This is a genomic window from Mycolicibacterium boenickei (genome assembly GCF_010731295.1).
In the GTDB taxonomy this organism is placed as follows: domain Bacteria; phylum Actinomycetota; class Actinomycetes; order Mycobacteriales; family Mycobacteriaceae; genus Mycobacterium; species Mycobacterium boenickei.
In genome coordinates this window covers 1,068,496-1,093,959 of the sequence record NZ_AP022579.1, presented here as the reverse complement: position 1 = coordinate 1,093,959, position 25,464 = coordinate 1,068,496, and the positions used below count along the sequence as shown (strand labels likewise).

At 67.5% G+C, this 25,464-nt stretch carries 30 protein-coding genes; 18 read left to right on the top strand and 12 right to left on the bottom strand.

All coding sequences use genetic code 11. The features are described 5' to 3' along the window. Nucleotides 1-22: 22 nt before the first annotated feature. Together G6N57_RS05015 and G6N57_RS05010 are read right to left on the bottom strand one after the other, a co-directional pair. Nucleotides 23-781: a DUF427 domain-containing protein gene (locus tag G6N57_RS05015; RefSeq protein WP_077739546.1), complete on the bottom strand. Its 759-nt coding sequence runs from the start codon at nucleotides 779-781 to the stop codon at nucleotides 23-25. Between the two features lie 36 nt (nucleotides 782-817). Beyond that, nucleotides 818-1,081, bottom strand: coding sequence for a hypothetical protein (locus G6N57_RS05010; RefSeq protein WP_097926502.1), 264 nt, complete (start codon nucleotides 1,079-1,081; stop codon nucleotides 818-820). Between the two features lie 141 nt (nucleotides 1,082-1,222). On the opposite strand from G6N57_RS05010, the gene G6N57_RS05005 reads away from it, so the two are divergent. The 5 genes from G6N57_RS05005 to G6N57_RS04985 all read left to right on the top strand — a co-directional run bounded on the left by G6N57_RS05005 (nucleotide 1,223) and on the right by G6N57_RS04985 (nucleotide 5,417). Further along, nucleotides 1,223-1,780: a cysteine peptidase family C39 domain-containing protein gene (locus G6N57_RS05005; RefSeq protein WP_077739545.1), complete on the top strand. Its 558-nt coding sequence runs from the start codon at nucleotides 1,223-1,225 to the stop codon at nucleotides 1,778-1,780. After that, nucleotides 1,755-2,210: a PPOX class F420-dependent oxidoreductase gene (locus tag G6N57_RS05000; protein WP_077739544.1), complete on the top strand. Its 456-nt coding sequence runs from the start codon at nucleotides 1,755-1,757 to the stop codon at nucleotides 2,208-2,210. Before G6N57_RS05005 ends, G6N57_RS05000 begins: the two co-directional genes overlap by 26 nt. Before the next feature lie 130 nt (nucleotides 2,211-2,340). Next, the gene (locus tag G6N57_RS04995; protein ID WP_077739543.1) at nucleotides 2,341-3,612 is read left to right on the top strand and encodes an MMP alpha-(1->4)-mannosyltransferase; all 1,272 of its coding nucleotides are present in this window, start codon (nucleotides 2,341-2,343) and stop codon (nucleotides 3,610-3,612) included. Then, a complete protein-coding gene (locus tag G6N57_RS04990) occupies nucleotides 3,606-4,328 on the top strand; it encodes a class I SAM-dependent methyltransferase (RefSeq protein ID WP_077739542.1) in 723 nt (240 codons plus the stop codon). Before G6N57_RS04995 ends, G6N57_RS04990 begins: the two co-directional genes overlap by 7 nt. 9 nt (nucleotides 4,329-4,337) lie before the next feature. Continuing rightward, complete coding sequence (locus tag G6N57_RS04985; protein WP_407665964.1) at nucleotides 4,338-5,417, top strand: MMP endo-(1,4)-3-O-methyl-alpha-D-mannosidase; 1,080 nt, start codon at nucleotides 4,338-4,340, stop codon at nucleotides 5,415-5,417. Here G6N57_RS04985 and G6N57_RS04980 read toward each other — a convergent pair. Then, nucleotides 5,414-6,085 carry a class I SAM-dependent methyltransferase gene (locus G6N57_RS04980; protein ID WP_077739541.1) on the bottom strand — a complete coding sequence of 224 codons (672 nt, stop codon included), beginning with the start codon at nucleotides 6,083-6,085 and terminating at the stop codon, nucleotides 5,414-5,416. The two genes, G6N57_RS04985 and G6N57_RS04980, sit on opposite strands and share 4 nt — an antisense overlap. A gap of 54 nt (nucleotides 6,086-6,139) precedes the next feature. Here G6N57_RS04980 and G6N57_RS04975 point away from each other — a divergent pair, with 54 nt between their 5' ends. Continuing rightward, nucleotides 6,140-6,709: a TetR/AcrR family transcriptional regulator gene (locus G6N57_RS04975; RefSeq protein WP_077739540.1), complete on the top strand. Its 570-nt coding sequence runs from the start codon at nucleotides 6,140-6,142 to the stop codon at nucleotides 6,707-6,709. Between the two features lie 74 nt (nucleotides 6,710-6,783). Next, complete coding sequence (locus G6N57_RS04970) at nucleotides 6,784-7,959, top strand: fibronectin type III domain-containing protein (RefSeq protein WP_133118399.1); 1,176 nt, start codon at nucleotides 6,784-6,786, stop codon at nucleotides 7,957-7,959. Here the strand turns inward: G6N57_RS04970 and G6N57_RS04965 are convergent. Further along, nucleotides 7,947-8,531 carry a TetR/AcrR family transcriptional regulator gene (locus tag G6N57_RS04965; protein ID WP_097926496.1) on the bottom strand — a complete coding sequence of 195 codons (585 nt, stop codon included), beginning with the start codon at nucleotides 8,529-8,531 and terminating at the stop codon, nucleotides 7,947-7,949. The two genes, G6N57_RS04970 and G6N57_RS04965, sit on opposite strands and share 13 nt — an antisense overlap. A gap of 93 nt (nucleotides 8,532-8,624) precedes the next feature. Between G6N57_RS04965 and G6N57_RS04960 the strand changes: the two genes are divergently transcribed. Next, nucleotides 8,625-9,986 (top strand): cytochrome P450, encoded by a 1,362-nt coding sequence (locus G6N57_RS04960; RefSeq protein WP_077739537.1) that lies wholly within the window; start codon nucleotides 8,625-8,627, stop codon nucleotides 9,984-9,986. 4 nt (nucleotides 9,987-9,990) lie between these two features. Here the strand turns inward: G6N57_RS04960 and msrA are convergent, their stop codons facing one another. Beyond that, complete coding sequence (msrA, locus tag G6N57_RS04955) at nucleotides 9,991-10,503, bottom strand: peptide-methionine (S)-S-oxide reductase MsrA (RefSeq protein ID WP_036443260.1); 513 nt, start codon at nucleotides 10,501-10,503, stop codon at nucleotides 9,991-9,993. A gap of 35 nt (nucleotides 10,504-10,538) precedes the next feature. Between msrA and G6N57_RS04950 the strand changes: the two genes are divergently transcribed. The 4 genes from G6N57_RS04950 (at nucleotide 10,539) to G6N57_RS04935 (ending at nucleotide 13,387) form a co-directional block, all read left to right on the top strand. Next, nucleotides 10,539-10,943 carry a hypothetical protein gene (locus G6N57_RS04950; protein ID WP_234815888.1) on the top strand — a complete coding sequence of 135 codons (405 nt, stop codon included), beginning with the start codon at nucleotides 10,539-10,541 and terminating at the stop codon, nucleotides 10,941-10,943. A 42-nt stretch (nucleotides 10,944-10,985) separates the two neighbouring features. Then, a complete protein-coding gene (locus G6N57_RS04945; RefSeq protein WP_077739536.1) occupies nucleotides 10,986-11,486 on the top strand; it encodes a nuclear transport factor 2-like protein in 501 nt (166 codons plus the stop codon). A gap of 3 nt (nucleotides 11,487-11,489) precedes the next feature. Further along, nucleotides 11,490-12,506 (top strand): NAD-dependent epimerase/dehydratase family protein, encoded by a 1,017-nt coding sequence (locus G6N57_RS04940; RefSeq protein WP_077739535.1) that lies wholly within the window; start codon nucleotides 11,490-11,492, stop codon nucleotides 12,504-12,506. A 62-nt stretch (nucleotides 12,507-12,568) separates the two neighbouring features. Continuing rightward, nucleotides 12,569-13,387, top strand: a complete 819-nt coding sequence (locus tag G6N57_RS04935; protein ID WP_077739534.1) for a class I SAM-dependent methyltransferase — start codon at nucleotides 12,569-12,571, stop codon at nucleotides 13,385-13,387. Nucleotides 13,388-13,451: 64 nt separating this feature from the next. Here G6N57_RS04935 and G6N57_RS04930 read toward each other — a convergent pair whose 3' ends face one another. Together G6N57_RS04930 and G6N57_RS04925 are read right to left on the bottom strand one after the other, a co-directional pair. Beyond that, the gene (locus G6N57_RS04930; RefSeq protein ID WP_077739533.1) at nucleotides 13,452-13,673 is read right to left on the bottom strand and encodes a hypothetical protein; all 222 of its coding nucleotides are present in this window, start codon (nucleotides 13,671-13,673) and stop codon (nucleotides 13,452-13,454) included. A gap of 101 nt (nucleotides 13,674-13,774) precedes the next feature. Beyond that, on the bottom strand, nucleotides 13,775-14,302 hold the full coding sequence (locus tag G6N57_RS04925) for a DUF4262 domain-containing protein (RefSeq protein WP_234815887.1): 528 nt from the start codon (nucleotides 14,300-14,302) through the stop codon (nucleotides 13,775-13,777). A gap of 47 nt (nucleotides 14,303-14,349) precedes the next feature. Between G6N57_RS04925 and G6N57_RS31960 the strand changes: the two genes are divergently transcribed. Next, nucleotides 14,350-15,993, top strand: coding sequence for an HNH endonuclease signature motif containing protein (locus tag G6N57_RS31960; RefSeq protein ID WP_077739532.1), 1,644 nt, complete (start codon nucleotides 14,350-14,352; stop codon nucleotides 15,991-15,993). Nucleotides 15,994-16,007: 14 nt separating this feature from the next. Here G6N57_RS31960 and G6N57_RS04910 read toward each other — a convergent pair whose 3' ends face one another. Then, nucleotides 16,008-16,463 (bottom strand): SRPBCC family protein, encoded by a 456-nt coding sequence (locus tag G6N57_RS04910; RefSeq protein ID WP_077739531.1) that lies wholly within the window; start codon nucleotides 16,461-16,463, stop codon nucleotides 16,008-16,010. A 21-nt stretch (nucleotides 16,464-16,484) separates the two neighbouring features. Beyond that, nucleotides 16,485-17,456 carry an aldo/keto reductase gene (locus tag G6N57_RS04905; RefSeq protein ID WP_077741762.1) on the bottom strand — a complete coding sequence of 324 codons (972 nt, stop codon included), beginning with the start codon at nucleotides 17,454-17,456 and terminating at the stop codon, nucleotides 16,485-16,487. Nucleotides 17,457-17,517: 61 nt separating this feature from the next. Here G6N57_RS04905 and G6N57_RS04900 point away from each other — a divergent pair, with 61 nt between their 5' ends. The 4 genes from G6N57_RS04900 to G6N57_RS04885 all read left to right on the top strand — a co-directional run bounded on the left by G6N57_RS04900 (nucleotide 17,518) and on the right by G6N57_RS04885 (nucleotide 20,283). Beyond that, nucleotides 17,518-17,877 carry a DUF427 domain-containing protein gene (locus tag G6N57_RS04900; RefSeq protein WP_077739530.1) on the top strand — a complete coding sequence of 120 codons (360 nt, stop codon included), beginning with the start codon at nucleotides 17,518-17,520 and terminating at the stop codon, nucleotides 17,875-17,877. A 9-nt stretch (nucleotides 17,878-17,886) separates the two neighbouring features. Continuing rightward, nucleotides 17,887-18,786 (top strand): DNA-3-methyladenine glycosylase family protein, encoded by a 900-nt coding sequence (locus G6N57_RS04895; RefSeq protein WP_097926507.1) that lies wholly within the window; start codon nucleotides 17,887-17,889, stop codon nucleotides 18,784-18,786. A gap of 71 nt (nucleotides 18,787-18,857) precedes the next feature. After that, a complete protein-coding gene (locus G6N57_RS04890) occupies nucleotides 18,858-19,409 on the top strand; it encodes a Dps family protein (protein WP_077739528.1) in 552 nt (183 codons plus the stop codon). 49 nt (nucleotides 19,410-19,458) lie between these two features. Continuing rightward, the gene (locus G6N57_RS04885; RefSeq protein ID WP_174814456.1) at nucleotides 19,459-20,283 is read left to right on the top strand and encodes an MBL fold metallo-hydrolase; all 825 of its coding nucleotides are present in this window, start codon (nucleotides 19,459-19,461) and stop codon (nucleotides 20,281-20,283) included. A gap of 1 nt (nucleotide 20,284) precedes the next feature. Here the strand turns inward: G6N57_RS04885 and aqpZ are convergent, their stop codons facing one another. The 3 genes from aqpZ to G6N57_RS04870 all read right to left on the bottom strand — a co-directional run bounded on the left by aqpZ (nucleotide 20,285) and on the right by G6N57_RS04870 (nucleotide 23,343). Next, complete coding sequence (aqpZ, locus tag G6N57_RS04880) at nucleotides 20,285-21,046, bottom strand: aquaporin Z (protein ID WP_036443230.1); 762 nt, start codon at nucleotides 21,044-21,046, stop codon at nucleotides 20,285-20,287. Nucleotides 21,047-21,178: 132 nt separating this feature from the next. Beyond that, complete coding sequence (locus tag G6N57_RS04875) at nucleotides 21,179-22,510, bottom strand: chloride channel protein (protein WP_077739527.1); 1,332 nt, start codon at nucleotides 22,508-22,510, stop codon at nucleotides 21,179-21,181. Between the two features lie 32 nt (nucleotides 22,511-22,542). Next, entirely contained in the window at nucleotides 22,543-23,343 is an 801-nt protein-coding gene (locus G6N57_RS04870; RefSeq protein WP_077739526.1) for a PaaI family thioesterase, read from the bottom strand. 62 nt (nucleotides 23,344-23,405) lie between these two features. On the opposite strand from G6N57_RS04870, the gene G6N57_RS04865 reads away from it, so the two are divergent. Then, a complete protein-coding gene (locus G6N57_RS04865; RefSeq protein WP_077739525.1) occupies nucleotides 23,406-25,463 on the top strand; it encodes a heavy metal translocating P-type ATPase in 2,058 nt (685 codons plus the stop codon). Nucleotide 25,464: the final 1 nt, after the last annotated feature.

The window sequence follows — 25,464 nt, the reverse complement described above, 5'->3', positions numbered from 1 at the left end:
GGTGCTCCAAACAGGTCTTCCGTCAGCTTACGAAGACATCGACCCGGTCGTCGTAGAAGCAGATGTGGTCGCGGACCGGCACGGCCTCGATCAGCGGTTCGTGGTACGCCCAGGCGATATCGGCCGGTCCGCCGGGCAGTGAGTAGTAGGTGGCCCGGCCTTTGTACGCGCAGTACGTGACGGTGTTGCTGACATCGAGAACGGCGGTCACGTCTTCGCGGGGAAGGTAGTGGCGGGTCGGTAGTCCCGTCTCGAATAGCAGCATGGGACTGCAGGATTCGGCCAGCACTTTGCCGTCGAGTTCGACGCGGACCCGTCGACGGCTACGCCGGACGTCGATGCGGTGGAACGGATCGTGCGGGTGGGCGACGATCGGCTCGTCCTCCTCGCGCCATTCGAACGTCGCGAAGTCCAGGATCACGTAATCCGCCAGCTCCGGGTCGTCCGGCTGGAACGCCGCGGCGGCCCCGGTCTCGTCCCCGGCGATCACGTCGAACGACGTCCCGGGGCACGTGTGCGCGGTGAACGGCACCGATGGGTCCAGGAAGCCCGGGATCTCGTCGTCGCCCACGTCCCCGCCGGCCGGAACGAGTTGCGCCGTCAATGCCGAGCGCGGCACCGCGTACGTCGGCACCACCCGCCGCGGCTCCCAGATCAGAAGGGCCGCAGCGGTGTCGACGACCGGCTCACCGCCCAGGCAGGTCCGAATTCGTTTGGCAGTGGGCTGGTATCGCAGGGCATTCAGCTTGCTGCCCAGCAGTTCATCCATTTTCACTGCCATCGGGTCATTATCGACTCCGATGGCAGTGGCTGTCTGCTACTTGACGTCGACGTACACGGTCCGTTGGGTGACGGCGCTCAGGGGGTCGGTGCGGCTGAAGTTCGGCCCGGGGCGTACCGCGACGACGGAGGCCTGATCCAGCGGCGACGAGCCGAGGCGGTTGACGATCACCGTGTAGCCCTGGGACTGCAGGTTTCTGATGGTCTGCTCGGCGTTGCTGGGCCCGTTGGGCGCCGCCGAGGCCACCCCGGCCGAACCGATGATCGCCGCCACCGCAACGCCCAGCGCCGCGGCGACGATCCGAGAGTTTCCGATGGTGTTTCGCACTGGAGTGTCCTTACTTCCGATAGTCGCTTACGCTGCCATGTACCGGTAAGAACCGGCAGCTCAAGCGCTTTAGTTCCGATGGCAGAAATTGATCGATGCAATGACCGGATCTGTGTGAAGCCAGCAAGATTGGCGGCCTTACGGCTGCGGCAGCGCGACGGGGTCACCTGTGGCCCGACGGTCGCGGTGGTGGCGGGCGCCATCCTGGATCACACGTATCGCGCGGAGTTGCTGCACGCTGACGGCGATACCTGGTTCGTCGCCGAACAGGGCCGAATTCACGCTGCCGTCAACAGGATCTGGCCCCGGCGGCTCGGCACCACGCCCGCGGGCATGGCCCGTGCGCTGACCGGCCACAGTGCGAAACGCGGGGTGACGTACCGGTGGCGGCGCTACCGCGGCGCCCGCGACGCGTTGTCGGATGTCCGGAGCGCCGTCGACCAGGGCTGGCCGGTGGCCATGCTGATCGGTGAGCGCGGCATCCCGCGGCACTGGGTGTTGATCGTCGGTACCGGCCAGGACGTTCTGGAGTGCTACGAACCGTCGTCGGGCACAGTGCTGCCGATCGGGATCGAGGCCGTGCGGGGTGCCAGGCTGACCGGACTGGGTTTCCCACGGCCGTTCGTCTTTGTCCTACCGTCGAAGCATGGCCAGAAAGTATGCGACCGCTGACAGAGTGGGTATCGACGAACTCCTGGACTTCGTGCGACCGCGACACCACATGGTGCTCACCACGTTTCGCGCCGACGGCTCGCTGCAGACCTCACCGGTGACGGGCGGCGTGGACGATCAGGGCCGCATCGTGATCGCGAGCTACCCGCAGCGGGCGAAGGCCGCCAACCTCCGGCGCACGCCCCGCGCCAGCGTGACCGTGCTGTCCGAGGAGTTCAACGGACCATACGTGCAAGTCGACGGTGATGCCGAGGTGATCGGACTGCCGGATGCGGTGGAGCCGCTGGTCGACTACTTCCGCGCGGTCGCGGGTGAACACCCCGATTGGGAGGAGTACCGGCAGGCGATGGCGGACCAGGGCAAGTGCCTGATCCGGATCACGCCGGTGAGTTGGGGCCCCGTCGCCACGGGTGGGTTCCCTCCGGCGTAGGCGCAGGCCGACGCGTTGCGTTGGCTAGCAGGTCAAACTATAGTCTGGACACATGTCCAGAGGGTTCGGAGTCGACGCGTGAGCGTGTATTCCCAGCTCAGCACGTTTCCAGCCGTCGGGTGATCTGATTATGCGTATCGCGTTGCTGTCCTATCGGAGCAAGACTCATTGCGGTGGCCAGGGCGTCTACGTGCGCTATCTGAGCCGCGGGCTCGCCGAGCTCGGCCATGACGTCGAGGTGTTCTCCGGCCAGCCCTACCCCGAGGGACTCGATCCGCGGGTCAAGCTGACCAAGGTCCCCAGCCTCGATCTCTACCGCGAACCGGACCCGTTCCGCGTGCCCCGGCCCAGCGAGATCCGCGACGGCATCGACGCGCTGGAACTGGCCACCATGTGGAGCGCGGGTTTCCCGGAGCCTCGGACGTTCACCATGCGGGTCGCCCGGATTCTGGCCGACCGTCGCGACGAGTTCGACGTGGTCCACGACAACCAGAGCCTCGGCTCGGCGCTGCTGAAGATCGCCGGCCTCGGCCTGCCGGTCGTGGCCACCGTGCACCACCCGATCACCCGCGACCGGGTGGTCGAGATCGCCGCCGCCAAATGGTGGCGCAAGCCGCTGGTGCGGCGGTGGTACGGGTTCGCCGAGATGCAGAAGAGGGTGGCCCGCAGGATCCCCGAGCTGCTCACCGTGTCGTCGTCCTCCGCCGCCGATATCGCCGAGGACTTCGGGGTGACGCCGGATCAGCTGCACATCGTGCCGCTGGGCGTGGACACCGAACTGTTCAAGCCCAGCGCCCACCGGGTGAGCGGACGCATCATCGCGATCGCCAGCGCCGATGTCCCGCTCAAGGGCGTCAGCCATCTGCTCCATGCGGTGGCCCGGCTGCGGGTGTCCCGCGACCTCGACGTGCAGTTGGTGTCCAAGCTGGAACCGAACGGGCCGACCGAGAAACTCATCGCCGAGCTCGGCATCTCCGACATCGTGCACAGCTCCAGCGGGCTGAGCGACGAGGAGCTGGCCGCATTGCTGGCCTCCGCCGAGGTGGCCTGCATCCCGTCGCTGTACGAGGGCTTCTCGCTGCCCGCCGTGGAAGCCATGGCCAGCGGCACCCCGATCGTGGCGAGCCGCGCGGGTGCACTGCCCGAGGTGGTCGGCGACGACGGATCCTGCGCCCGCCTCGTGCGCCCCGCCGACGTCGACGAGCTGACCGCGGTGCTCGGTGAACTGCTCGACTCGCCGTTGGAGCGCCGCAAGCTCGGTGCCGCGGGACGCCAGCGGGCCCTGGATGTGTTCAGTTGGGAATCCGTTGCCGCGCAGACGGTATCGGTGTACGAGATGGCCCGCGAGCGGGTTGGGACGCGCACGCGCCGAGCAGGAGAAGGAAAGGTGACTTCATGCTGACCGTCGATTTCGACCGCCTCGGTGTCGGGCCGGGCACCACGGTGATCGACGTCGGCTGTGGCGCCGGCCGGCACACGTTCGAGGCCTACCGGCGCGGAGCGGCCGTGGTCGGCTTCGATCAGAGCGCCTCCGACCTCAACGACGTCGACACGATGCTGCAGGCGATGCGGGAAGCGGGTGAGGTTCCGCTGTCGGCCAAGGGTGAGGCCGTCAAGGGTGACGCACTCGACCTGCCCTACCCCGACGCCAGCTTCGACTGCGTGATCGCCTCGGAGATCCTGGAGCACGTCCCTCAGGACGACAGGGCCATCTCTGAACTCGTGCGGGTCCTCAAACCCGGTGGCGCGCTCGCCATCACGGTGCCGCGCTGGCTTCCGGAGAAGCTCTGTTGGCTGCTGTCGGACGAGTACCACGCCAACGAGGGCGGGCACATCCGCATCTACAAGGCCGACGAGCTGCGCGACAAGGTTCTGGCGCACGGGCTCACCCTCACCCACACGCACCACGAGCATGCGCTGCACTCGCCGTACTGGTGGCTGAAATGCCTTGTCGGTACCGAGAAGAACGACCACTTCGCGGTCAAGGCCTATCACCAGCTGCTGGTGTGGGACATGATGGGTCGGCCCTGGGTGACCCGCACGGCCGAGTCGCTGCTGAACCCCGTGATCGGCAAGAGCGTGGCACTCTACTTCCACAAACCGGAATTCAACGGGTAGGCCCGCGCGGTGCGAGTGCCTGAGATCCCCGGTGTGCCCGGAGTTGTGACACCAGAAGACTGCCTGCAGACGGCGCGATCGATCGCTGCGACCCAGGAAACCTCGGGGGCGCTGCCGTGGTTCGACGGCGGCCACACCGACCCGTGGGACCACGTGGAGAACGCCATGGCGCTGACCGTGGCCGGACTGATCGAACCGGCCCGCGCCGCGTTCGACTGGTGCCGCACCGTGCAGCGCGCCGACGGCTCCTGGCCCATCCAGCTCCGCAACGGTGTCATCGAGGACGCCAACAGCGACAGCAATTTCTGCGCCTATGTGGCCACGGGCGTCTGGCACCACGTGCTGATCACCGGGGACCGGTCCTTCGCCGAATCGATGTGGCCCGTGGTGACCCGCGCGCTCGACTTCGTGCTCGGCCTGCAGGCCTCCGGCGGCGAGATCTACTGGGCCGCAAGCCCCGCCGGCCCGGTTGAGGAAGCGCTGCTGACCGGCTGCGCCAGTGTGTACCACAGCATCCGGTGTGGGCTGGCGCTCGCCGACTACCTCGACGATCCCCAGCCGGAATGGGAGGTCGCCGTCGGGCGGCTCGGCCACGCCATCGCCGCGCATCCAGAGGCATTCTCCGCCAAGGACACTCATGCGATGGAGTGGTACTACCCGGTGCTCGGCGGCGCCCTGCGCGGGGCGGCGGCCCAGGCCCGGATCGACGACCGGTGGGACGACTTCGTGGTGCCCGGGTTGGGCATCCGGTGCGTCGATCACCGGCCCTGGGTGACCGGTGCCGAGACCTGCGAACTGGTGATGGCCCTGGATGCGATCGGTGACACCCGGCGCGCCCACGAGCAGTTCGCGGCCATGCAGCATCTACGCGAGGACGACGGGTCTTATTGGACCGGACTGGTTTTCGCCGACGGCAAGCGCTGGCCCGAGGAACGCACCACCTGGACCGGAGCGGCCATGGTCCTGGCCGCCGACGCGCTGTCGCAGACCTCCGCGGCCAGCGGAATCTTCCGGGGCGTCGGACTGCCGCGCGGCCTGGAGGGTGAGTACGACTGCGAGTGCGTCGGCGGGAAAGCCGGGGACCGTTAGTCCAGCTGCCCCGGCTCGCCGGAGGTCCGCTCCAGGACCCGCATGGAACCCATCACGGTGACCTCGTCGAAGGCGCCGGTCGCCAGCGCCCGCTGGTAGATGTGGAACGGGGCCTGGCCGCCGTCGTTGGGGTCGGGGAACACGTCGTGGATGATCAGCGCGCCGCCCACCTCGACCCAGCGGGCCCAGCCGTCGAAATCACGCTGGGCGGCCTCCTCGGTGTGGCCACCGTCGATGAACAACAGCCGCAACGGCATTCGCCATCCGCGGGCCACCACCGGTGACCTCCCGACCACGGCCACCACATGCTCGTCCAGGCCGGCCGCATCCAGGGTGTGCCGCATCGTGGGCAGCGTGTCGAATAGTCCGGTCACGGGGTCGACCATCGTGGTGTCGTGGTACTCCCAGCCGGCCTGATGCTCCTCTGAGCCGTGGTGATGGTCGACGGTGTAGAGCACCGAGCCCGTCTCCTGCGCGGCCGCGCCCAGCATCACCGTCGACTTGCCGCAGTAGGTGCCGATCTCGACCCCGACCCCGCCACCGAGGTAGCGCAGGCCGGCGTCGTAGAGGGCGCGGCCTTCATCGGCCGGCATGAAGCCGGTGACCTGCTCGGCAAGGGCGAACAGGCGCTCGGCGCGGGGCGGCAGGGCGGTGTCAGCGGTGCTCATGACTGCCCAACCTACCGTTGCTGGGCAGCGGCTGTTGTAGTAGCGTCCGGACACGTGTCCGAGACGGCCCTGGAGTCGACGCGCCGCCGTCTGAGTGCACGGCAGGCCGATACGGTCGAACGCCTGGGTAATGCGGCATTACAGCTGATCAGCCGAGACGGATTCGCCGGGCTGACCGTGCGCCGGGTGGCCGCCGAAGCCGGCGTCGGCGCGGCGACGGCCTACACCTACTTCTCCTCCAAAGAACACCTCGTGGCCGAGGTGTTCTGGCGCAGGCTCTCGGCCGCCCCGCCTGCCGCGCACGAATCGGCCGACCCGGCTACCCGGGTGGTCGAGGTCTTGCAGCACATCGCGTCGCTGTTGGCCGGCGAACCAGAGTTCGCCGGGGCGGTGACCAACGCACTGCTCGGCAAGGATCCCGACGTCGACGTGCTGCGGCAGCGTATCGGCGCGGACATCCGGGGCCGCCTCGTTGCGGCCCTCGGACCCGATGTGGACCTGGACGTGATCGAGGCGCTGGAGCTGCTCTACACCGGCACCCTGGTGTGGGCGGGCATGGGTTACGAGAACTACGCCGGCATCTCACGCCGGTTGGAGAAGTCAGCGCGGTTGTTGTTCAGCTGACCTCCTGCCGGCCAGCGGAAATGGGGTAGTCCACTACTCCAGCCGCCCGGTGCCGATGTTCGTACGTTCCTGACGTGAAATGTAGATTGCTCGGCCTCGCAGTGGCTTTCGGCCTGCTCCTGCCCGGGTTCGCGGTACCGGCCCACGCGGTCACGCCGGAGGTGACCGCGAGTGAGAACCCGGTGTTGATCGCCTTCCCGCATTTTCCGTCGAAAGACATCACGTTGACCTGGAAGCTGGACCCGTTCCAGGTCGCCAATCTGTCGGTCACCGAGGACGGTGCGCCGATGCCGGACCGGATCGTCGGGGGTGTGGCGTCGGGCCAGGGCACCGAACCGCTGACCGTCGCCTACGGCAAGACGTATGTCGTCCAACTCCGACAGACGCTGGGCGGTCGGCCGCTGGGCGCCCCGGTCACCATCACCACCGACAAGCCGGAGATCGACACCGGCTGCGTATTCCAGTGCATCACCGGGGTCGAGGTTCAACCTCACGGCGGCTGGGCGCAATTCACGATCAAGACCAACCAGAAGGCGGTGCTCACCCTCGAGGCGGGCACCGCAGCCCCGGGACCCGATGGCACCTGGGGCAATCCGAACGATGTCACGGCATCCAACGGCGCGGTGCTGCCGACGGACAGCTGGACGCCGCCGCTGGCGAACCTGAACCCGGGTACGACGTATCACTACGTGGTGCGGGCCCGGGAGAACGGCCATGAGTCGGTACGGACCGGCAGTTTCAAAACCCTGACCCGCCGCGTCGACGTGAACTTCGCCGACGTCCAGATGATCGACGACAGCGACGGCCCCTTCGACGGCGACTGCGACTGCTGGTTCTGGTTCGGCGCGGGAGACCAGCTGCCGAAGCAGTGGGGTGATCACCAGAACCAGATCTCGGTCGGCAGTGGCACCACGGTGCACCCCAACGTCAAGATCGGTATCACCAACGCGCCCAACGAGATTCTGCTCGGCACGATCGCTCATGACGATGATCAGGACCCGTTGGAGTTCTGCTCCATCGGAGTCGGGCCGCCGGTGGAGGGCCAGCCGGTCGACTGGGAGATCAGCGGGGATGCCATCGACTGCCTGGACTACGCCGGCAGCAAGATCACGGTGAAACTCTCGCGCCAGGGGCCGCCGTTCTCACCGGGCGATGTCGACGAACAGTTCACCGAAGCGTTCACGATCAAGGTCGACGGCCAGTTGGTGTACAACGCCCGCGGGACCTACAAGGTCAGCTACGTCGCGTGAGGTGTGTCGGCCGGCCCGCCCAGGATCGCCGTCGAAGCAGCCACCGCGGGCCCGTAGATCTCGTGGATGTCGCGGCCGTCCTCGACGATCAGCGCGGTCAATTCGCGTAGCCCGCCCAGCAGGATGATCGCCATCGGCTCGGTGAGCCGGGGCAGGCCGGCATTCCGGAATCCGGCACTGCCGCTGAGTTCGATCAGCAGATCGGTCAGATCACGCAGGGCTTCGCGCTGCAGCGGGCGGGCCCGGCTGCCGAGTGCGGGCAGTTCGCGGATCCAGCTCAGGGTGATCGCCGGAGCAGATGCGATGTGGTCCACGTAGGCACCGACGGCCTGGCCGATCTGATCCCGCCAGGGTGCATCGGGATCGACGGCGGCCTGGATGCCGTCGACGAGTGCGGCGTTGTTGGCGCGCAACAGCTCGAGGAACCCGTCCTCTTTCGTGCCGAATTGGTCGTAGAACGTGCGCTTGGAGGTGCGGGCGTGGCGAACGATGTCGGCCACCGTGCTCTCGCGGTAGCCCTTGTCGTTGATCGCCGCGGCAAGTCCGTCGAGCAATCGCAGCCGGTAGGTCATCGTGGCTGACCCCCTTGCTTTGCCTGGTACCTGGGAGTACCGTACCTCATAACTCATTGGTACCGCGCGGTACCAGAACTGGCTGGAGATGGTATGACCGAGCTGGCAGCAGCTGAGAAGACCACCGAGAAGTCCACCGCGAGCGCCGCGCCGGGCCGGACCCCGCCGCCCGCGCGGGTGCCGAAGCCGTTGCAGGCCATCGGATTCGCGGTGGCCCGGCGTTGGGTGGTCAAACAGATCACCCGCCGGCAGGGAAATGTCTTCAGCCTGAAGCTCCCGATCTTCGGCCCCACCGTGATCGTCGCCGACGCCCAGCTGGCCAAACAGCTCTTCATCGCGAACACCGACGACGTCGGCAACATCCAGCCCAACTTGAGCCGCATCCTCGGGTCGGGATCGGTGTTCGCCCTCGACGGCACTGATCACCGGCGCCGCCGCAAGCTGCTCACCCCACCGTTCCACGGCAAGAGCATCAAGAACTACGAGCAGATCTTCGAAGAGGAGACGCTGCGGGAAACCGCGAACTGGCCGGAGGGTCGCGAGTTCGAGACCCTCGAACCGATGATGCGGATCACCCTGAACGCGATCCTGCGCGCGGTGTTCGGCGCGGACGGCGAACAGCTCGACGAGCTGCGCCGCATCATCCCTCCGTGGGTCACCCTCGGCTCCCGGCTGGTGGTGGTGCCCACCCCGAGCCGGACCTACGGCCGGTTCAGCCCGTGGGGCAGGTTGGCCCGGTACCGCGAGCAGTACGACGCCGTCATCAACCGGCTCATCGACAAGGTCGAGGCGGACCCCGAGTTCGACCAGCGCGACGACATCCTCGCGCTGCTGCTGCGCAGCACCTACGAGGACGGATCGGCCATGTCCCGCAAGGACATCGGCGACGAGCTACTGACCCTGCTGGCCGCCGGGCACGAGACCACGGCATCGACCCTCGGGTGGGCGTTCGAGCGGATCAGTCGTCACCCGCAGGTGCTGTCCGACCTGGTCGCCGAGGCCGCCACCGACGGCAACGAATACCGTCAGGCCACCATCCTGGAGGTGCAGCGCAACCGCACCGTCATCGACTTTGCCGGCCGTCACGTCTATGCACCGTCAATCCGGCTGGGGGAGTGGGAGATTCCCCGCGGCCACTCGGTGATCGTGGCGATCTCGCAGATCCAGGAGGCGGAGCGCGAGTTCGCCGACCCGGACCGGTTCGACCCGCAGCGATTCGTGGGCAATCGCCCCGGCCTGGGCTGGCTCCCGTACGGGGGCGGCACCCGGCGCTGCGTCGGAGCGGTGTTCGCCAACGTGGAGATGGACGTGGTACTCCGAACGGTGTTGCGCCACTTCACCATCGCCACCACCACCGCGCCGGGAGAGAAGGTGCACTCCCGAGGGGTGGCCTACACCCCCGCGGCGGGCGGGCGCATCGTCGTACACCGTCGCGCCACGCCGCTGGGGGTCTGACCGGCTATCCGGTGGTCTGGCGCTTGGGCAGCTTCCAGCCCGCGCGCGGGAAGTGGCAGGTGTACCCGTTCGGGTAGTGCACCAGGTAGTCCTGGTGCTCGGGCTCGGCCTCCCAGAAATCGCTCGCCGCGGTCACCTCGGTGACCACCTTGCCGGGCCACAGTCCCGACGCGTCCACATCGGCGATGGTGTCCAGCGCCACGCGCTTCTGCTCGTCGTCGAGGTAGAAGATCGCCGAGCGGTAGCTCGTGCCCACGTCGTTGCCCTGCCGGTCCTTGGTGGATGGATCGTGGATCTGGAAGAAGAACTCCAGCAGCGCGCGGAAATCCGTCTGCGCCGGGTCGTAGACGATCTCGACGGCCTCCGCGTGGCCCGGATGGTTGCGATACGTCGGGTGGTCGTTGCGCCCGCCGGTGTAACCGACGCGGGTCGAGATCACGCCGGGCTGTTTGCGGATGAGGTCCTGCATGCCCCAGAAGCAGCCGCCCGCCAGGATCGCAGTCGAATAGTTACCCATGTGCCCCATTGTGCTCCGTGGTTACCGTGGTGGTCATGCGTCAAGTTGCAACCGCAGCCCTCGCCGGTTTACTCCTGCTGGCCGGATGTCCCACCGCAGCGGCTGAACCCGACGTGGTCGCGGTGCCGGAGGTGCCCCGGGATCCGGCGCGGACCCTGTTCGCCGACAACCCCGCGATCGTGGATCCCCACCTGACCTCGATCGAGTCCTTCAGCCGCGACGCGGACCGCCTGCTGGTCAACTTCACCGCGGGAACCCCGGACTGCTTCGGGGTGCACCTCGTCACCCAGGAGACCGCCGATGCCGTCACGATCGACCTTCGCGGCGGGACACCACCGGAGTCCGTCGGCCGGATGTGTATCGCCCTCGCGGTGCACGGCACCGCCGAGGTGGCCCTGCAGGCACCGCTGGGTTCCCGGCAGGTGCTGGCCGCGCACTGACGGGTCTCGACAAAGCCTGGTAGAACGTGTTCTAGTTTTGGGGTGACGAGCAGGTCTTTCAGCCGCGAGGAACTCGCCGCTGCCTTTGAAAAGTTCGAGCAGACCGTCGACCGGGCCGCACAGACCAAGAACTGGGACGTGTGGGCCGACCACTACACCGTCGACGTCGACTACATCGAGCACGCCGTGGGCACCATGAAAGGCCGCGAGCAGGTGCGGCCCTGGATCTGGAAGACCATGACGACCTTCCCTGGCAGCTATATGACGTCGTTCCCGTCGCTGTGGTCGGTGATCGACGAGCCCACCGGACGCATCATCTGCGAACTGGACAACCCGATGCGCGACCCGGGCGACGGCACCATCATCACCGCCACCAACATCTCGATCCTGACCTACGCCGGCGATGGCCTGTGGTCCCGTCAGGAGGACGTCTACAACCCCCTGCGATTCGCCTCCGCGGCCCGCAAGTGGTGCCGCAAGGCCGCCGAACTCGGGACCCTGACCGACGAGGCCGAGGCGTGGCTGAAGAAGTTCGGGGGCTAGTGCGTGAGCGCCAAACTGGTCATCGGGGCCAACGGATTTCTGGGCTCGCATGTGCTGCGGCAATTGGTCGCCGCTGATGGCGGCTCCGAGATCCGGGCGATGGTGCGGCCGAATGCCAACACGATCGGGATCGACGACCTCGACGTCACCCGGGTTCATGGCGACGTCTTCGACAAGGCGGCCCTGCGCGAAGCGATGACCGGGTGCGACGTCGTCTACCACTGCGTCGTCGATCCCCGCGGCTGGTTGCGCGACCCGGCGCCGCTGTTCCGCACCAACGTCGAGGGCACCCGCAATGTGCTGGACGTGGCGCTGGAATTCCCCGAGCTGCGAAAGTTCGTCTACACCAGCAGTTACGTCACGGTCGGGCGCAAGCGCGGCAAGCGGTCCACCGAGGCCGACATCGTCGACGTGTCGAAGGTGACGCCCTACGTGCGCTCACGGGTACAGGCCGAAGAATTGGTGCTGCAATACGCACGTGAGCGCGGCCTGCCCGCCGTCGCGATGTGCGTGTCCACCACCTACGGCAGTGGCGACTGGGGACGGACCCCGCACGGCGCGATCATCGCAGGCGCGGCATTCGGCAAACTGCCGTTCGTCATGAGCGGAATCGACCTGGAAGCCGTCGGAATCGACGACGCGGCCAAGGCGATGCTCCTGGCCGCCGACCGGGGAACTCCGGGCGAGCGCTACCTGATCTCGGAGAAGATGATCAGCAACGCCGAGGTGGCGCGGCTGGCCGCCGAGGCCGCCGGTGTCGCACCGGTCCAGCGGTCGATTCCGCTGCCGGTGTCCTACGCGCTGGCCGCGGCGGGCACCGTCAAGGGCAAGCTGCGCGGCACCGATGAGCGGTTGTCGCTGGAATCCCTGCGGCTCATGCGGGCCGAAGCCGAGCTCGATCACTCCAAGGCTGTGCGTGAACTCGGTTGGCAGCCAAGGCCGGTCGAGGAATCGATCGCCGAGGCGGCCAAGTTCTGGGTGGGCCTGCGCGCCGCCAAACGCGCCCGCAATGGCAGCTGAACACCACGCCGTGCAGCGTTAAGCCACTGGGCGGCAAGCGTATTCCGGCCTAACCTGGCGATATGACCGACAAGCTGAAAGTCGACCTTTCCGGTGCGCCGCAGACCATGCTGGCCACCTTCTACGCCAAGGCGCTCGACGCCGGGCTGCCCAACCCGATCCTCGGCGACAAGCTGGCCAAGGAGATCGCCGACCGTATCGACTATGACTGGAGCCGCACCTCCATCACCGAGGCGAAGGCGCCATCGGTGACCACCCGCAGCGCCCACTTCGATCGCTGGGCCCGCCAGTTCCTGGCGGTGCACCCGGAAGCTGTGGTGCTGCATCTCGGGTGCGGGCTCGACGGCCGGTACTTCCGCCTGGAGCCCGGTCCTGGAGTCGAGTGGTATGACATCGATTACCCCGACGTCGCGCACCTGCGGGAGCAGCTGTACCCGACCGCCGAGCACTACCACGTGGTGGCCGCGTCCGTGACCGACCCGGCCTGGCTGCGTGACATCCCCGCCGACCGGCCGACCCTGATGATCGGCGAGGGGCTGACGATGTACCTCACCGAGCACGACGGGGTGGCGCTGCTGCGTCGCATCGTCGACGGATTTCCTTCCGGCGAACTGCAATTCGATGCGTTCAACAGTCTCGGCATCAAAGCGCAATGGAGCAACACCGTGGTGCGCCGGTCCGGGGCCAAACTGCACTGGGCCATCAACAAGCCCGAGGACATCCTGCGCGCGGTGCCGGGTACCCGCCTGCTGGCCTGGAACTCACCGTTCGAAGACCAGGTGTTCAATACGCTGCCCTGGTACTACCGGTTGATGCTGGCCATCATGAAGCCGGTCCCCGTGACGCGGTACATGGCGCAGTATCACCGGTACGCGTTCTGAGGGTTGTAGGCGAAAAGCGAAGAGGGGCAGCCTTTTCTGGCTGCCCCTCTTTCGGCTGTCGATGTCAGCGAACGCCGCTGTGGCGCACGGTGGTATCCACCTTGGGCGCGTTGGCCCTGGGTTGGATCTGATTCAGCCAGTCCAGGTGGTCGACACCCGCGGAGATGGTGACGGAGCTGGGGGCTGCCGCGTGAGCGGGCTCGGCGGCCAGGGCCGGTGCGGCCAGGCCGAGGACCGCTGCGCTCAAACCGCTTGCGGCGACGACGGCGAATCCGAACTTCTTCATTTTCTGCTTCTTCCTTCCGGTTATGTCTGTGTAAACCGAGAGCTCAGAGCAACAATTTCCGTTGGCAGTAATTGATCGACTCATGGCAGAAAGAAGGGTGTTCAAGCAGTTTCGCGTGGTCCCCGCACGCCGAGGACAGGTTGGCGGGGACCGCCTCGGTTGAATTCGGAACACCAGGGGGAGTGGCCGTGCCGGTCGTACCAGACGACCTGCAGCGCGCGGATAGCGTGACCGCACAACTCCACTGCGAAGCCGAGATGGGCGGTGGGCTCGCCGACTTCGACGAACTCGGCGAACCAGTCATCGGGCAGCGAGATGGTGTCGCCGGGAGCAGGTTCGGTCACGTCCACCATGTATTCCGCCAGTGTGTTCAGCAGCCTCCACGTGATCAGCGGCTCCAGGCCGGTGATCAGCAACTCGGGCAGCCCGGCCTCGCTGAGCCCGATGGTGTAGCCGAATGGGCTGCGGCCGTGCTCGACGTATTGCACCGCCCAGCCCCGCTCGAAAGTCTGGTCCCGCAGAAGGTCGAGATAGTCCTGTCTGGTTGCCTCGGGGTGATCGCAGATCCAGCACATCAGGTGCCCCTTTCGTTGGTACTTGGCCGTGACGTTCCTCCCGAGGTACGACATGTTCGGGAGGGCCCGGCATGTCGGTGGGTAGTGGCATACTCGAATGTATGTTCGACACCGAGGTCGTGTCTGATGTGGAGCTGATCGAGCGGATCAGTGCTGCCACGCGGGCCGAGTCGGTGGCGATCGCGGCCCGGTTGGCCGCGGTCGGGGCGTTGGACAGCCTGCGTGAACAGGAGCTGGCCGACAGTATTTACTGGCGCACCGATCCGTTCGACGAGGTTTCGGCGGAGGTGTCGGCGGCGATGCGGATCAGCCGGGGCCGCGGCGGCACCCAGGTGCATCATGCCCGGGTGTTGCGCGACAAGCTGCCGCTGGTGGCGGCCCGGTTTGCGGTGGGGGAGATCGATTATCGGGTGGTGCGGATGATCATCGCCCGCACCGAGACCACCGACCCGTCGGTGTGGGCCGCGCTGGATGCGGAGTTGGCCGGCCGGGCGCCTCAGTGGATGCGGTTGTCGGAAAAACAACTGCGGGAACGGATCGATCACCGGATCGCCACAGTGGATCCGAATGGGGTGCGGATACCGCCGGATGTGGCTCAGGATCGGTTTGTGCAGGTGGATCCGGGCAGTCCGGGTCAGGCCATCATCGTGGCGAATGTTGATGCTGAGGACGGGGCGGCGTTGGATCAACGCCTGGATGCGTTGGCGGACACGGTGTGTGAGCATGATCCGCGCAGCCGGGAGCGGCGGCGTGCCGATGCGATCGGGCCACTGGCCCGGTTGGAGGGCCAACTGGCCTGCCGGTGCGGTCGTGAGGATTGCCCGGCGGCGCAAAAGCGGGCGGCCGCTGATGCGGCGGTGGTGCATGTGCTGGCCGAACAAGCCACCCTCGATGGCACCTCGAACCATCCGGGATATCTACCCGGGTACGGCATCCTGCCCGCCGATCGTGTGCGTGAGCTGGCTGGCAGAGCCCGGCTCAAGCCGGTGCGGGTGCCGAGCGCATCCAGCGCGCCGACCGATCCCGGCACGGCCAGCGAAGAGCCTGAACCGCTTGGGGCGACCGACTCCGGCGTGTCGAGAGAGACCAGCGCGCCAACCGAACCCGGCGAGTCGGCTGAGCCCGGCGAGTCGGCTGAGCCCGGCGAGTCGGCTGACTTATCTGAGCCGGCCGAATCCGACGAGTCTGCTCAACCCAGCGCCTCCGCCGCCCCTGAGGGCTCCGAGCCGGGGTATCGGCCCTCGGTGGCGCTGTCGGAGTTCATCCGCTGGCGCGATCTGACCTGCCGATTCCCCGGCTGTGACGCCCCCGTGCAACGCTGCGATATCGACCACACCGTGCCCTACCCGCTGGGCCCGACCCACCCGTCCAACACCAAGCTGTACTGCCGCGCCCATCACCTGCTGAAAACGTTCTGCGCGGGCTGGTCGGATCGTCAATTACCCGACGGCACAGTCGAAATCACCACACCCACCGGCCACACCCATGTCACCGAACCCCACGGCGCCGCCATGTTCCCCACCCTCGGCTCCCCGACCGGCGACCTGAACCTTCCCGAACCCGAAGCTCCCAGCCCGAACCGCGGGGTGAAGATGCCCAAACGCTCACGCACCCGCGAAGAAGACCGCCAAGACCGCATCACCGAAGAACGATTCCTGCGCGCCGAACTCAACCACGACATCGAAGTCGAACGCGCCTACCAAGCCTGGCTCGCCGAAGAACACGGACCACCCCCACCGTTCTGAGGCGGCTGGTCGCATTACCCCTCGGCGCGTTCCTTCAACCGCTGCAGGGTGAGCTGGATGTGCTCAGCGTTGGCGCCGTCGCGGTCGGATACCCCGGTGGCCAGACCCGCCACCTTCTTGAACCAGCCCGCGCGACGGTCCCAGGTGGATTCCGTCACGGTGCAGCCGCCATCGGAGGCCACGATGTCGTAGCGCCAGTGCGCGACCGGGAACACCAACGACTTCACGTCGAAGGCGAACGCCTTGCCCGGCTCGGCATCGGTGACCGTGCAGGTGGTGCTCCAGGCCTTGGAGCCATTGCGGTTGTGGCCCTTGAAAACCGAACCGGGGGTGGCGGAGCTGCCCTTCTGCCACTCCATCGCATGAGCCTCCTCGGCGAGTGAGGCCAGCGTGGGCAGGTCGGTGATCAGTGCGTACACCGCTGCCGGATCGGCAGCGATGGACACGGTGGCTTTCACGGGCGCTGTCATGCGGCTGATCGTAGTCCCGGGCTAGCGGTCGATCATCCGCATCTGGGCCTCGGTGTGATGGTCGCCGGCGGCCGGGGCGAGGTTGTCCAGGCTGGCCAACTGATCAGCGCTCAGCGTCACGGCATCGGCGGCAAGGTTCTCCTCCAACCGCTCGATCCGTTTGGTGCCGGGGATCGGCACGATATCGGGGCCGCGGGACAGCAGCCAGGCGAGTGCGACCTGCCCCGGCGTCACACCCGAGGCGTCGGCAACGGCCCGCACCTCGTCGGCCAGACGCAGATTCGCGGCGAAATTCTCGCCGGAGAACCGGGGGTTGTCCCGGCGGGTGTCGTCGTCGGCCAGATCGTCGACGGATCGGATCTGCCCGGTGAGGAACCCACGGCCGAGCGGCGAGTAGGCCACGAAGCCGATGCCGTTCGCGCGCAGCACATCAAGGATCCCGTCTTCCGGATCACGCGTGAACAGCGAGTACTCCGATTGCAGTGCGGTGATCGGGTGGACCGCATGGGCGCGCCGGATGGTCTCGACGCCGACCTCGGACAACCCGATGTGGCGCACCTTGCCCTCGGCGACCAGCTCGGCGAGCACACCGATGGTCTCCTCGATCGGCGTGGACCGGTCGAGCCGATGTTGGTAGTAGAGATCGATGTGATCGGTGCCCAGCCGCCGCAATGACCCTTCTACCGCGGCGCGGATGTTGTCCGGGGTGCTGTCCGCGCCGTCGCGTCCGGTGTGGGAGATCATCCCGAACTTGGTGGCGAGCACGACCTGATCGCGTCGGCCCCGCAGGGCCCGGCCCACCAACTCCTCGTTCACGTACGGGCCGTACACCTCGGCGGTGTCGATGAGGGTGACGCCCAGGTCGATGGCCCGATGAATGGTCCGGATCGACTCGGCGTCGTCGCGGCCCGCGCTGCCGTACGCGAAGGACATGCCCATCGTGCCCAGGCCGATCCGCGCCACTTCGAGTGCGCCCAGCCGGGCTTTCTGCAAAGTTGCCATCGCTCCAGTCTGCCCGGGAATCCGTCGCGGTGGTCGCGACGTTGTGATCCGTATGACAGAGCGCCAGGTGCTGCAGCCCAGCGCCACCCACCCCATCACCATCACGCCGACCGGGCGTCGGGTCACCGTCACGATCGGCGGCGCGATCGTCGCGCAGACCGACGATGCCCTGACCCTGCAGGAGTCGACCTACCCCGCGGTGCAATACATTCCGCGCACCGACGTGGTGTTCGAGACGCTGACCCGCAGTGCCAACACCACCTATTGCCCGTACAAGGGCGAAGCGAACTACTACGACGTCGGCGGGGTCACCGACGCGGTCTGGACCTATGAGGACCCGTATCCGGCCGTCGCCGAAATCGCCGGCCACCTGGCGTTCTATCCCGACAAGGCGGTCATCGCCCTGGCCTAATCTGGTGCGGTGCCCTCAACCAGCGTCGTATTCGAGGGCCCGGCCAGCCCGGGCCTGACGCTGGCTCCGTGGCGGCGTGGCAGCGGTGACCCGTCCAACCGGATCAGCGCTGACGGTGCGATCTGGCGCACCAGCGCGATGGCCACCGGTCCGGTCACCGCGCGGATCACCAAGTCGGCCGTCGGCACCGTGGACTGCGAGGCGTGGGGCCCGGGTGCCGCGGAGTTCCTGGACGGATTCGCGGCGCTGGTGGGCGCCGAGGACGACGCCGGCGGCTTCGACCCGGTCGAGCCGACGATCGCCGAGGCGCACCGGCGGGTGCCGCATCTGCGTCTGGGGCGCAGCGGCCGGGTCCTTGAGGCACTGGTGCCCGCGATCATCGAGCAGCGGGTCTCGGGCATGGATGCCTGGCGAGCCTGGCGGCGGCTGGTCACGAAGTACGGCGCCCCGGCACCCGGGCCTGCGCCGACCGGCATGCGGGTGCCGCCGACCGCGGAGGTGTGGCGGCGGATCCCGTCGTGGGAGTTCCACCGGGCCAACGTGGATCCGGGCCGCGCCCGCACGATCGTCGGGTGTGCGCAACGCGCCGATGCTCTCGAGCGGTTGACCGCCGAACGGGCCGTGACCGGGCTGCGGTCACTGCCCGGTGTCGGCGAATGGACGGCGGCCGAGACTGTGCAGCGCGCATTCGGGGATGCCGACGCGCTGTCGGTGGGGGACTATCACCTGTCCACAGTGGTGGGCCGCAGCCTGCTGGGCCATCCGATCGACGACGCGGCCATGATCGAGCTACTGGAACCGCTGCGCCCACACCGACAGCGTGCTGTGCGGTTACTGGAAGCCAGTGGGCTGGCGCACAATCCGCGCTTCGGTGCGCGCCAGGCCATTCTCAACTTGCGCGCGCTGTAGCCGGCGTGATTGCCGGGCGTGATTGCCGGGTACCCGGGACGGGACCGATCGTGAACACGAAAGGAACCGCAATGACCGCGTTCACCATTCCCGGACTGACCGACAAGCAGGGCAGCGAGGTCGCCGAGTTGCTGCAGAAGCAGCTCAGCACCTACAACGACCTGCACCTGACGCTCAAGCACATCCACTGGAACGTCGTCGGTCCGAACTTCATCGGAGTGCACGAGATGATCGATCCGCAGGTGGCGCTGGTGCGCTCCTACGCCGATGAAGTCGCCGAACGAATTGCCGCACTGGGTAAATCGCCGAAGGGCACCCCGGGCGCGATCGTGGCTGACCGCACCTGGGACGACTACTCCGTCGGACGGGACACCGTGCAGGCCCATCTCGCAGCGCTCGACCTCGTCTACACCGGGGTTATCGAGGACACCCGGAAGGCGATCGAACGGTTGGAGAAACTCGACCTGGTGTCCCAGGACGTCCTCATCGATCACGCGGCCGAACTTGAGAAGTTCCAGTGGTTCGTCCGGGCTCACCTGGAGAGCGCCGGCGGCACGCTGGTGCATGAAGGGGCGCCCACCGAGCGCGGCGCGGCCGGTAAGGCGAGGCGTAAGAGCGCCTAGCCGTTTCGGCAATTGACCTCAACCGTTGTTGAGGTGCCAGCCTGGTGTCATGCCTACCTGGATATGCACCGGATGCGGTGTGGAACACCCGGATTCCGAGACCGAACCGGCCGGCAGCTGCGTGCTGACCTCGGAGGTCGTGTCGATCGAGGAGCGTGGTGACCTCCCGCCGCACGGCACCTGGACCACGCTGGACGAGCTGGCGGATCAGCCGCACCACACCGAACACGTCGACCATGGCCGCGGCGTGCACAGCCTGCGGAGAGCGCCCCGGTTCGCCATCGGGCACCGGTCTTTCCTGGTGCAGACCGCGCACGGGAACCTGTTGTGGGATGCGCCGAGTTACCTGGACGACGAGGTCATCGGACTGGTCCACGGTCTCGGTGGTGTCGATGCCGTCGCGGCCAGTCATCCCCACATGTTCGGTGCGCAGCTCAGTTGGAGCAGGGCGTTCGGCGGCGTGCCGGTATATGTGAATGCCCTTGATGCCGAATGGCTTCCGGTTCAGGATCCGCTGATCCAGCTGTGGAAGGAACAGTCCGAACCGCTGCCGGGCCTGCGACTGATCCACGTCGGCGGGCATATGCGGGGAAGTGCGGTGGCGCTGACGGCGGACGGCACGCTCCTGGTCGGCGACACCATCTCCGGTGGGCTGGCACGGAACTGGGTGTCGTTCCAGCGGAACTTCCCCAAGCACGTGCCGCTGTCGGCCGCGGTGGTGCGGCGAATCGTGGACCGGCTCGACGAGTACGACTACGACCGGCTCTACACCCTTGGCGGTGATGAGATAGACAGCGCCGCCAAGGATGTAGTGCACCGGTCAGCCGAGACTCATATTCGTTGGGTCAGTGGTGAATTCGACCACCTGACCTGATCTAGCGGTCCAGCGCCTCGTCGCGGACGGGGCGGTCGGCCAGTTCCTCGGCGGTTCCGAACAGCAACGGGTAGGCCAGGCCGGCGATGGCCGCACCGACCAGCGGGGCCAGCCAGAACGCCCACAGCTGCGCCGGCGCCCCATTGCCGTTGAAGAACGCGACCGCCGTCGAACGGGCCGGGTTGACCGAGGTGTTGGAGATCGGGATCGAGATCAGGTGGATCAGCGTCAGGGTGAGCCCGATCGACAGACCGGCGAAGCCCTTCGGCGCACGGTCATCGGTGGAACCCAGGATGACCAGGAGGAAGACGGCGGTGAGGATCACCTCGGCGAGAAGCACCGCCAGCAGCGAATACCCGCCGGGGGAGTGCTCGCCGTACCCGTTGGCGGCCATGTTCCCGGTGGCGGACCACCCGTCCTTTCCGCTGGCGATCACGTAGATCACCACGCCGGCCACCAGACCGCCGACCACCTGCGAAATCCAATACGGGACAACGGCTGCCCACTCGACGCGGCGGGCCAGCGCCGCGCCCAGCGTGACCGCCGGATTGAAGTGGCCGCCCGAGATGGTGCCGAAGGCGTACACGCCGGTCAGCACGGTGAGGCCGAAGGCGAGGGCGACCCCGAGGAATCCGATCCCTACCGAGAAGCCGTCGGAGAGAAACTTCGCGGCGAACACCGCGCTACCGCAGCCGCCCAGGACCAGCCAGAACGTCCCGATGAACTCAGCTGCCAATCGATGTGACATTGTCGGCGTACTCATGGCGAACTCCTCCGTAGATGTGGTTCATCCGGAGGGTGTCATGCCAGTAGCTGATGGCAGGATCGTTGTTGCGAAAACGATTCGACAATGAAATTTACGCGGCAGCAACGAAACTAACCCGAGATCCGGCGGTCAGTCGCTGTTCCGGTTGAGCCGCTGCGCCCGGTAGATCGTGACGTTCGTCCGTGAGATCAACAGGTAGGCGATGCCCACTGCCACCATGGCGCCTGGAATGACCGCGAATGAATCGGTCATCTCGGCGACCATGATCATCACCGCCAACGGTGCATGGGCGACACTGCCGAAGCAGGCCATCATGCCGACCACCACGAAAACCGCGGGACTGTCGGGAAGCCCGGGAGCGCCGGCGAGTTCCCCGAGTCGCCACAGTGCGGCGCCGACGAACGCGCCGATCACGACTCCGGGCCCGAAGATGCCGCCCGAACCGCCCGTGCCGATCGACAACGAGGTGGCGACGATCTTCGCCAATGGCATCAGCAGCACGATCCACAGCGGGATCGTCATCAAAGTGTCTGTGGCCGCGGCTTTTTCAGCCCAGCCGTAGCCGCTGGACAGTACCTGCGGGATGGCCAGCGCCAGCAGGCCGACGGCAAGGCCGCCGACGGCGGGTTTCACGACTTTGCCACCCGGGAGTTCTGCGGTGAGTGCGACCGTGCCGTAGAAGATCCGGGCATAGAGCCAGCCGACCAAGGCCGCGATGATTCCCAGGGCGACGAACCAGCCGAGGTCCAGCGCATGATCGAAGTGGTAGCCCTCGGTCAGCGAGCCGAACAGCGGATCGAAACCCAGGATCGACCCGTACACCGCGTAGGCAGACGCCGACGTGATGAACCCGGGAACCAGCACCCGGTACTCGAAATCCTCGCGGTACACAATCGACGCGGCCAGCACCGCGCCGCCCAGTGGGGCGCCGAAGATCGCACCGATGCCCGAGCCGATACCGAGGGACACCGCCAGGCGGCCGTCGTCGTCGGACAAGTCCAACCGGCGTGCCAGCAGCGATCCGAAGCCGGCCGAGATGTGCGCGGCCGGTCCCTCGCGTCCGCCCGACCCTCCGGAGCCGATGGTCAACGCGCTGGCGATGGTCTTCACCACGATCGCGCGGACCCGGATGGATCGCGGGTCCGTGTGTACCGCTTCGATGGCGTTGTCGGTGCCGTGCCCCTCGGCCTCGGGCGCGAATGTGGCCACGAGCCAAGCCGAGACCAGAGCGCCACCGCAGGTGATCAGCGGGATGGCCCACGGCCGGTCGAATCCGGGTGAACCGGGGTCACCGCCGTCGCCGGGCGGCTTGGGGATGTCGTAGCCGCCGAGGTAACCCAGCAGGAAGTCGCCGGTGTAGTCCAAGGCCAGGTAGAACACCGTGGCTCCGAGGCCGGCGATGACGCCGATGGCGACGGCGAGGATGAGCCATTTTCGGAGGTAGCCGGCCGTCGCGGGCATGCAGCGGATGCTACTGCCTGATCGGGTGCGGCTCAGCGGTAAGCGGTCAACCGGGCCACCAGTGCAACCGCACCGTCGTCGCCGATGGCCTGCGCATCGGCCACCCCGGAGCTTCGCCCGCTACGCAATGTCCGTGCCTCATAACGGGATTCGTCACCGCCGCGGAACTGGCGCAGATAGTTGACCCGCAGTGAGGCGGTACGCCAAGGGGCGCCCGTGCCGTCGCTCAATGCGGCGGAACCCACGAGTTCGAGTGCTGCGGCCGACACCCCGCCGTGCACGATGCCGATGCTGTTGTTGATGACGGGATCCGGCAGCTGCCGCAATACCGCGGTCCGACCGCCGGTCTCGGCCACCTCGACCGACATGCGGTCTTTCAGTGCCGCGGGCGGCGTTCCCTCGGTCGAGTCGGACGGCCATGCGACGACGTGGCCCGGGGTGTGGATGTGGAACGACCGCACCGTGGCCGTGCCCATCAGCTGACCGCCATGGGTCAGCTCGGACAGGCTCAACGACCCCGTGCCCTTCGGCCCGAAGGGCACGGCGGTCGCCACCACGGGCACCTCGGGTGCTGCCAGGGCGAGCTCCAGGGCATGCGGGGTGAGTTCGATGGCCAGCTCGCTGGACACCGTCCACTCGTCGTCGCCGCGGCGGTAGTGGTTGGCCAGGCCGCCGATGTGGTCGACCAGCATCGCCAGTGGGGCCAGCGTCGGCAGCTGCGTGAGCGGATTGAGTAGACCGCCCACGGGGATGGAGGCCACGCAGCGGTCCGGGCCCTCTTCGAGGGTCTGGACATCCATGCGGCCCAGCGGGGTATTCAGCGGATAGTGCATCGCCGTCAACAGTTACGCCCATCACGGTGGCCAGATACCCCCTAGGGGTATACAGTGGCGACATGACCACGACCGAACACGCGATGCACGAGCACGAACACACCGGTCACGCGGGACACGCCGGCCATGGCGACCATGTCGCCCAGTTCCGAAGGTTGTTCTGGGTCATGGCGGCGCTGGCCGTGCCGACGGTCGCGCTGTCACCGATGTTCGCGATGCTGCTCGGCTACGACCTCCCCGATTTCCCCGGCGCGCGCTGGATCTCCCCGGTGCTCGGCACCGTGATGTACCTCTGGGGTGGCCGACCGTTTCTCACCGGCGCGATCAGCGAGATCCGTTCGCGCGCACCGGGAATGATGCTGCTGATCGGCCTGGCCATCACCGTCGCGTTCCTCGCGTCGTGGGGTGCGAGCCTCGGCGTGCTGCACCACCAGCTCGACTTCTGGTGGGAGCTCGCGCTGCTGATCGTGATCATGCTGCTCGGTCACTGGATCGAGATGCGGTCGCTGGCCCAGACCACCTCCGCGCTCGACTCCCTGGCCGCGCTGCTGCCGGACGAGGCTGAACGGGTCGAGGGCGACGGCGACACCGAACAGGTGGTGACCGTGGCGCCGTCCGATCTCCGGGTCGGCGACCTGGTGATCGTGCGCCCCGGGGGCAGCGTGCCCGTCGACGGCCGCATCGTCGACGGTGCGGCCGATATGGATGAGTCGATGGTGACCGGGGAGTCGCGGACGGTGCGCCGGAGCCTGGGTGACGACGTCGTCGCGGGCACCGTCGCCACCGACTCCGGCCTGCGGATCCGGGTGACTGCCGTCGGTGACGACACGGCACTGGCCGGCATCCAGCGGTTGGTCGGCGAGGCGATGAACTCCACGTCGCGGGCGCAGCGGCTGGCTGACCGGGCCGCGGGCTGGCTGTTCTGGTTTGCGCTGGGATCGGCGCTGCTCACGGCACTCGCGTGGACGCTGCTGGGCGAACCTGATCAGGCGGTGGTCCGCACGATCACCGTGCTGGTCATCGCGTGCCCCCATGCCCTCGGGCTGGCGATACCGCTGGTGGTGTCCATCGCGACCGAGCGGGCCGCCAGGGGCGGCGTGCTGATCAAGGATCGTCTTGCGCTGGAGACCATGCGCACGGTCGGGGCGGTGCTGTTCGACAAGACCGGCACGCTCACCAAGGGTGAGCCGGCCGTGACCGCGGTGGCGGCCACAGACGGCACCGAGAACGACGTGCTGGCGCTGGCCGCGGCAGCAGAGGCGGATTCCGAGCACCCGCTGGCCCGCGCCATCGTCGCGGCGGCGCAACATCGCGGCCTCGATATCGCGGCGGCGACCGACTTCAGTTCCTCACCCGCAGTGGGCGTGAGCGCTCTGGTCGGTGGACGGCGGGTCCAGGTCGGTGGACCGGCGCTGCTCGACCAGGCCGGGCACGACGCCCTGCCGGACACCGCTGGGTGGGACGGCGCCACCGTGCTGCACGTTCTGATCGACGGTGAGGTGGCCGGGGCGCTGGCACTGGCCGACGAGATCCGGCCGGAATCCCGCGAAGCCGTCGACGCCCTGCACGCTCTGGGTGTCGAAGTGGTGATGATCACTGGCGATGCCGCTCCGGTGGCCTCGGCGGTGGCCGCTGAGCTGGGGATTGACCGGGTTTTCGCCGGTGTGCGCCCCGAAGACAAGGCCGCGAAGGTGGCCGAGTTGCAGCACGAGGGCCTGACCGTGGCCATGGTCGGTGACGGCGTCAACGATGCGCCGGCGCTGGCCGCCGCGGACGTCGGCATCGCGATCGGCGCGGGTACCGATGTCGCGATCGCCTCGGCCGGCGTCATCCTCGCCAGCTCCGATCCGCGATCGGTGCTCTCGGTGATCGAGCTCTCCCGGCAGTCCTACCGCAAGATGAAGCAGAACCTTTGGTGGGCAGCGGGTTACAACCTGATCTCGGTCCCGTTGGCTGCCGGGGTGGCCGCTCCGCTGGGCTTTGTAATGCCGATGTCGGTCGGAGCGATATTGATGTCAGCGTCGACGGTTGTCGTGGCACTCAATGCGCAGTCGCTACGTCGCCTCGACCTGCGACCCGAGGCCGGCGTGCGCAGCGCTGTGCAGGCCTCGGGACGTTGAC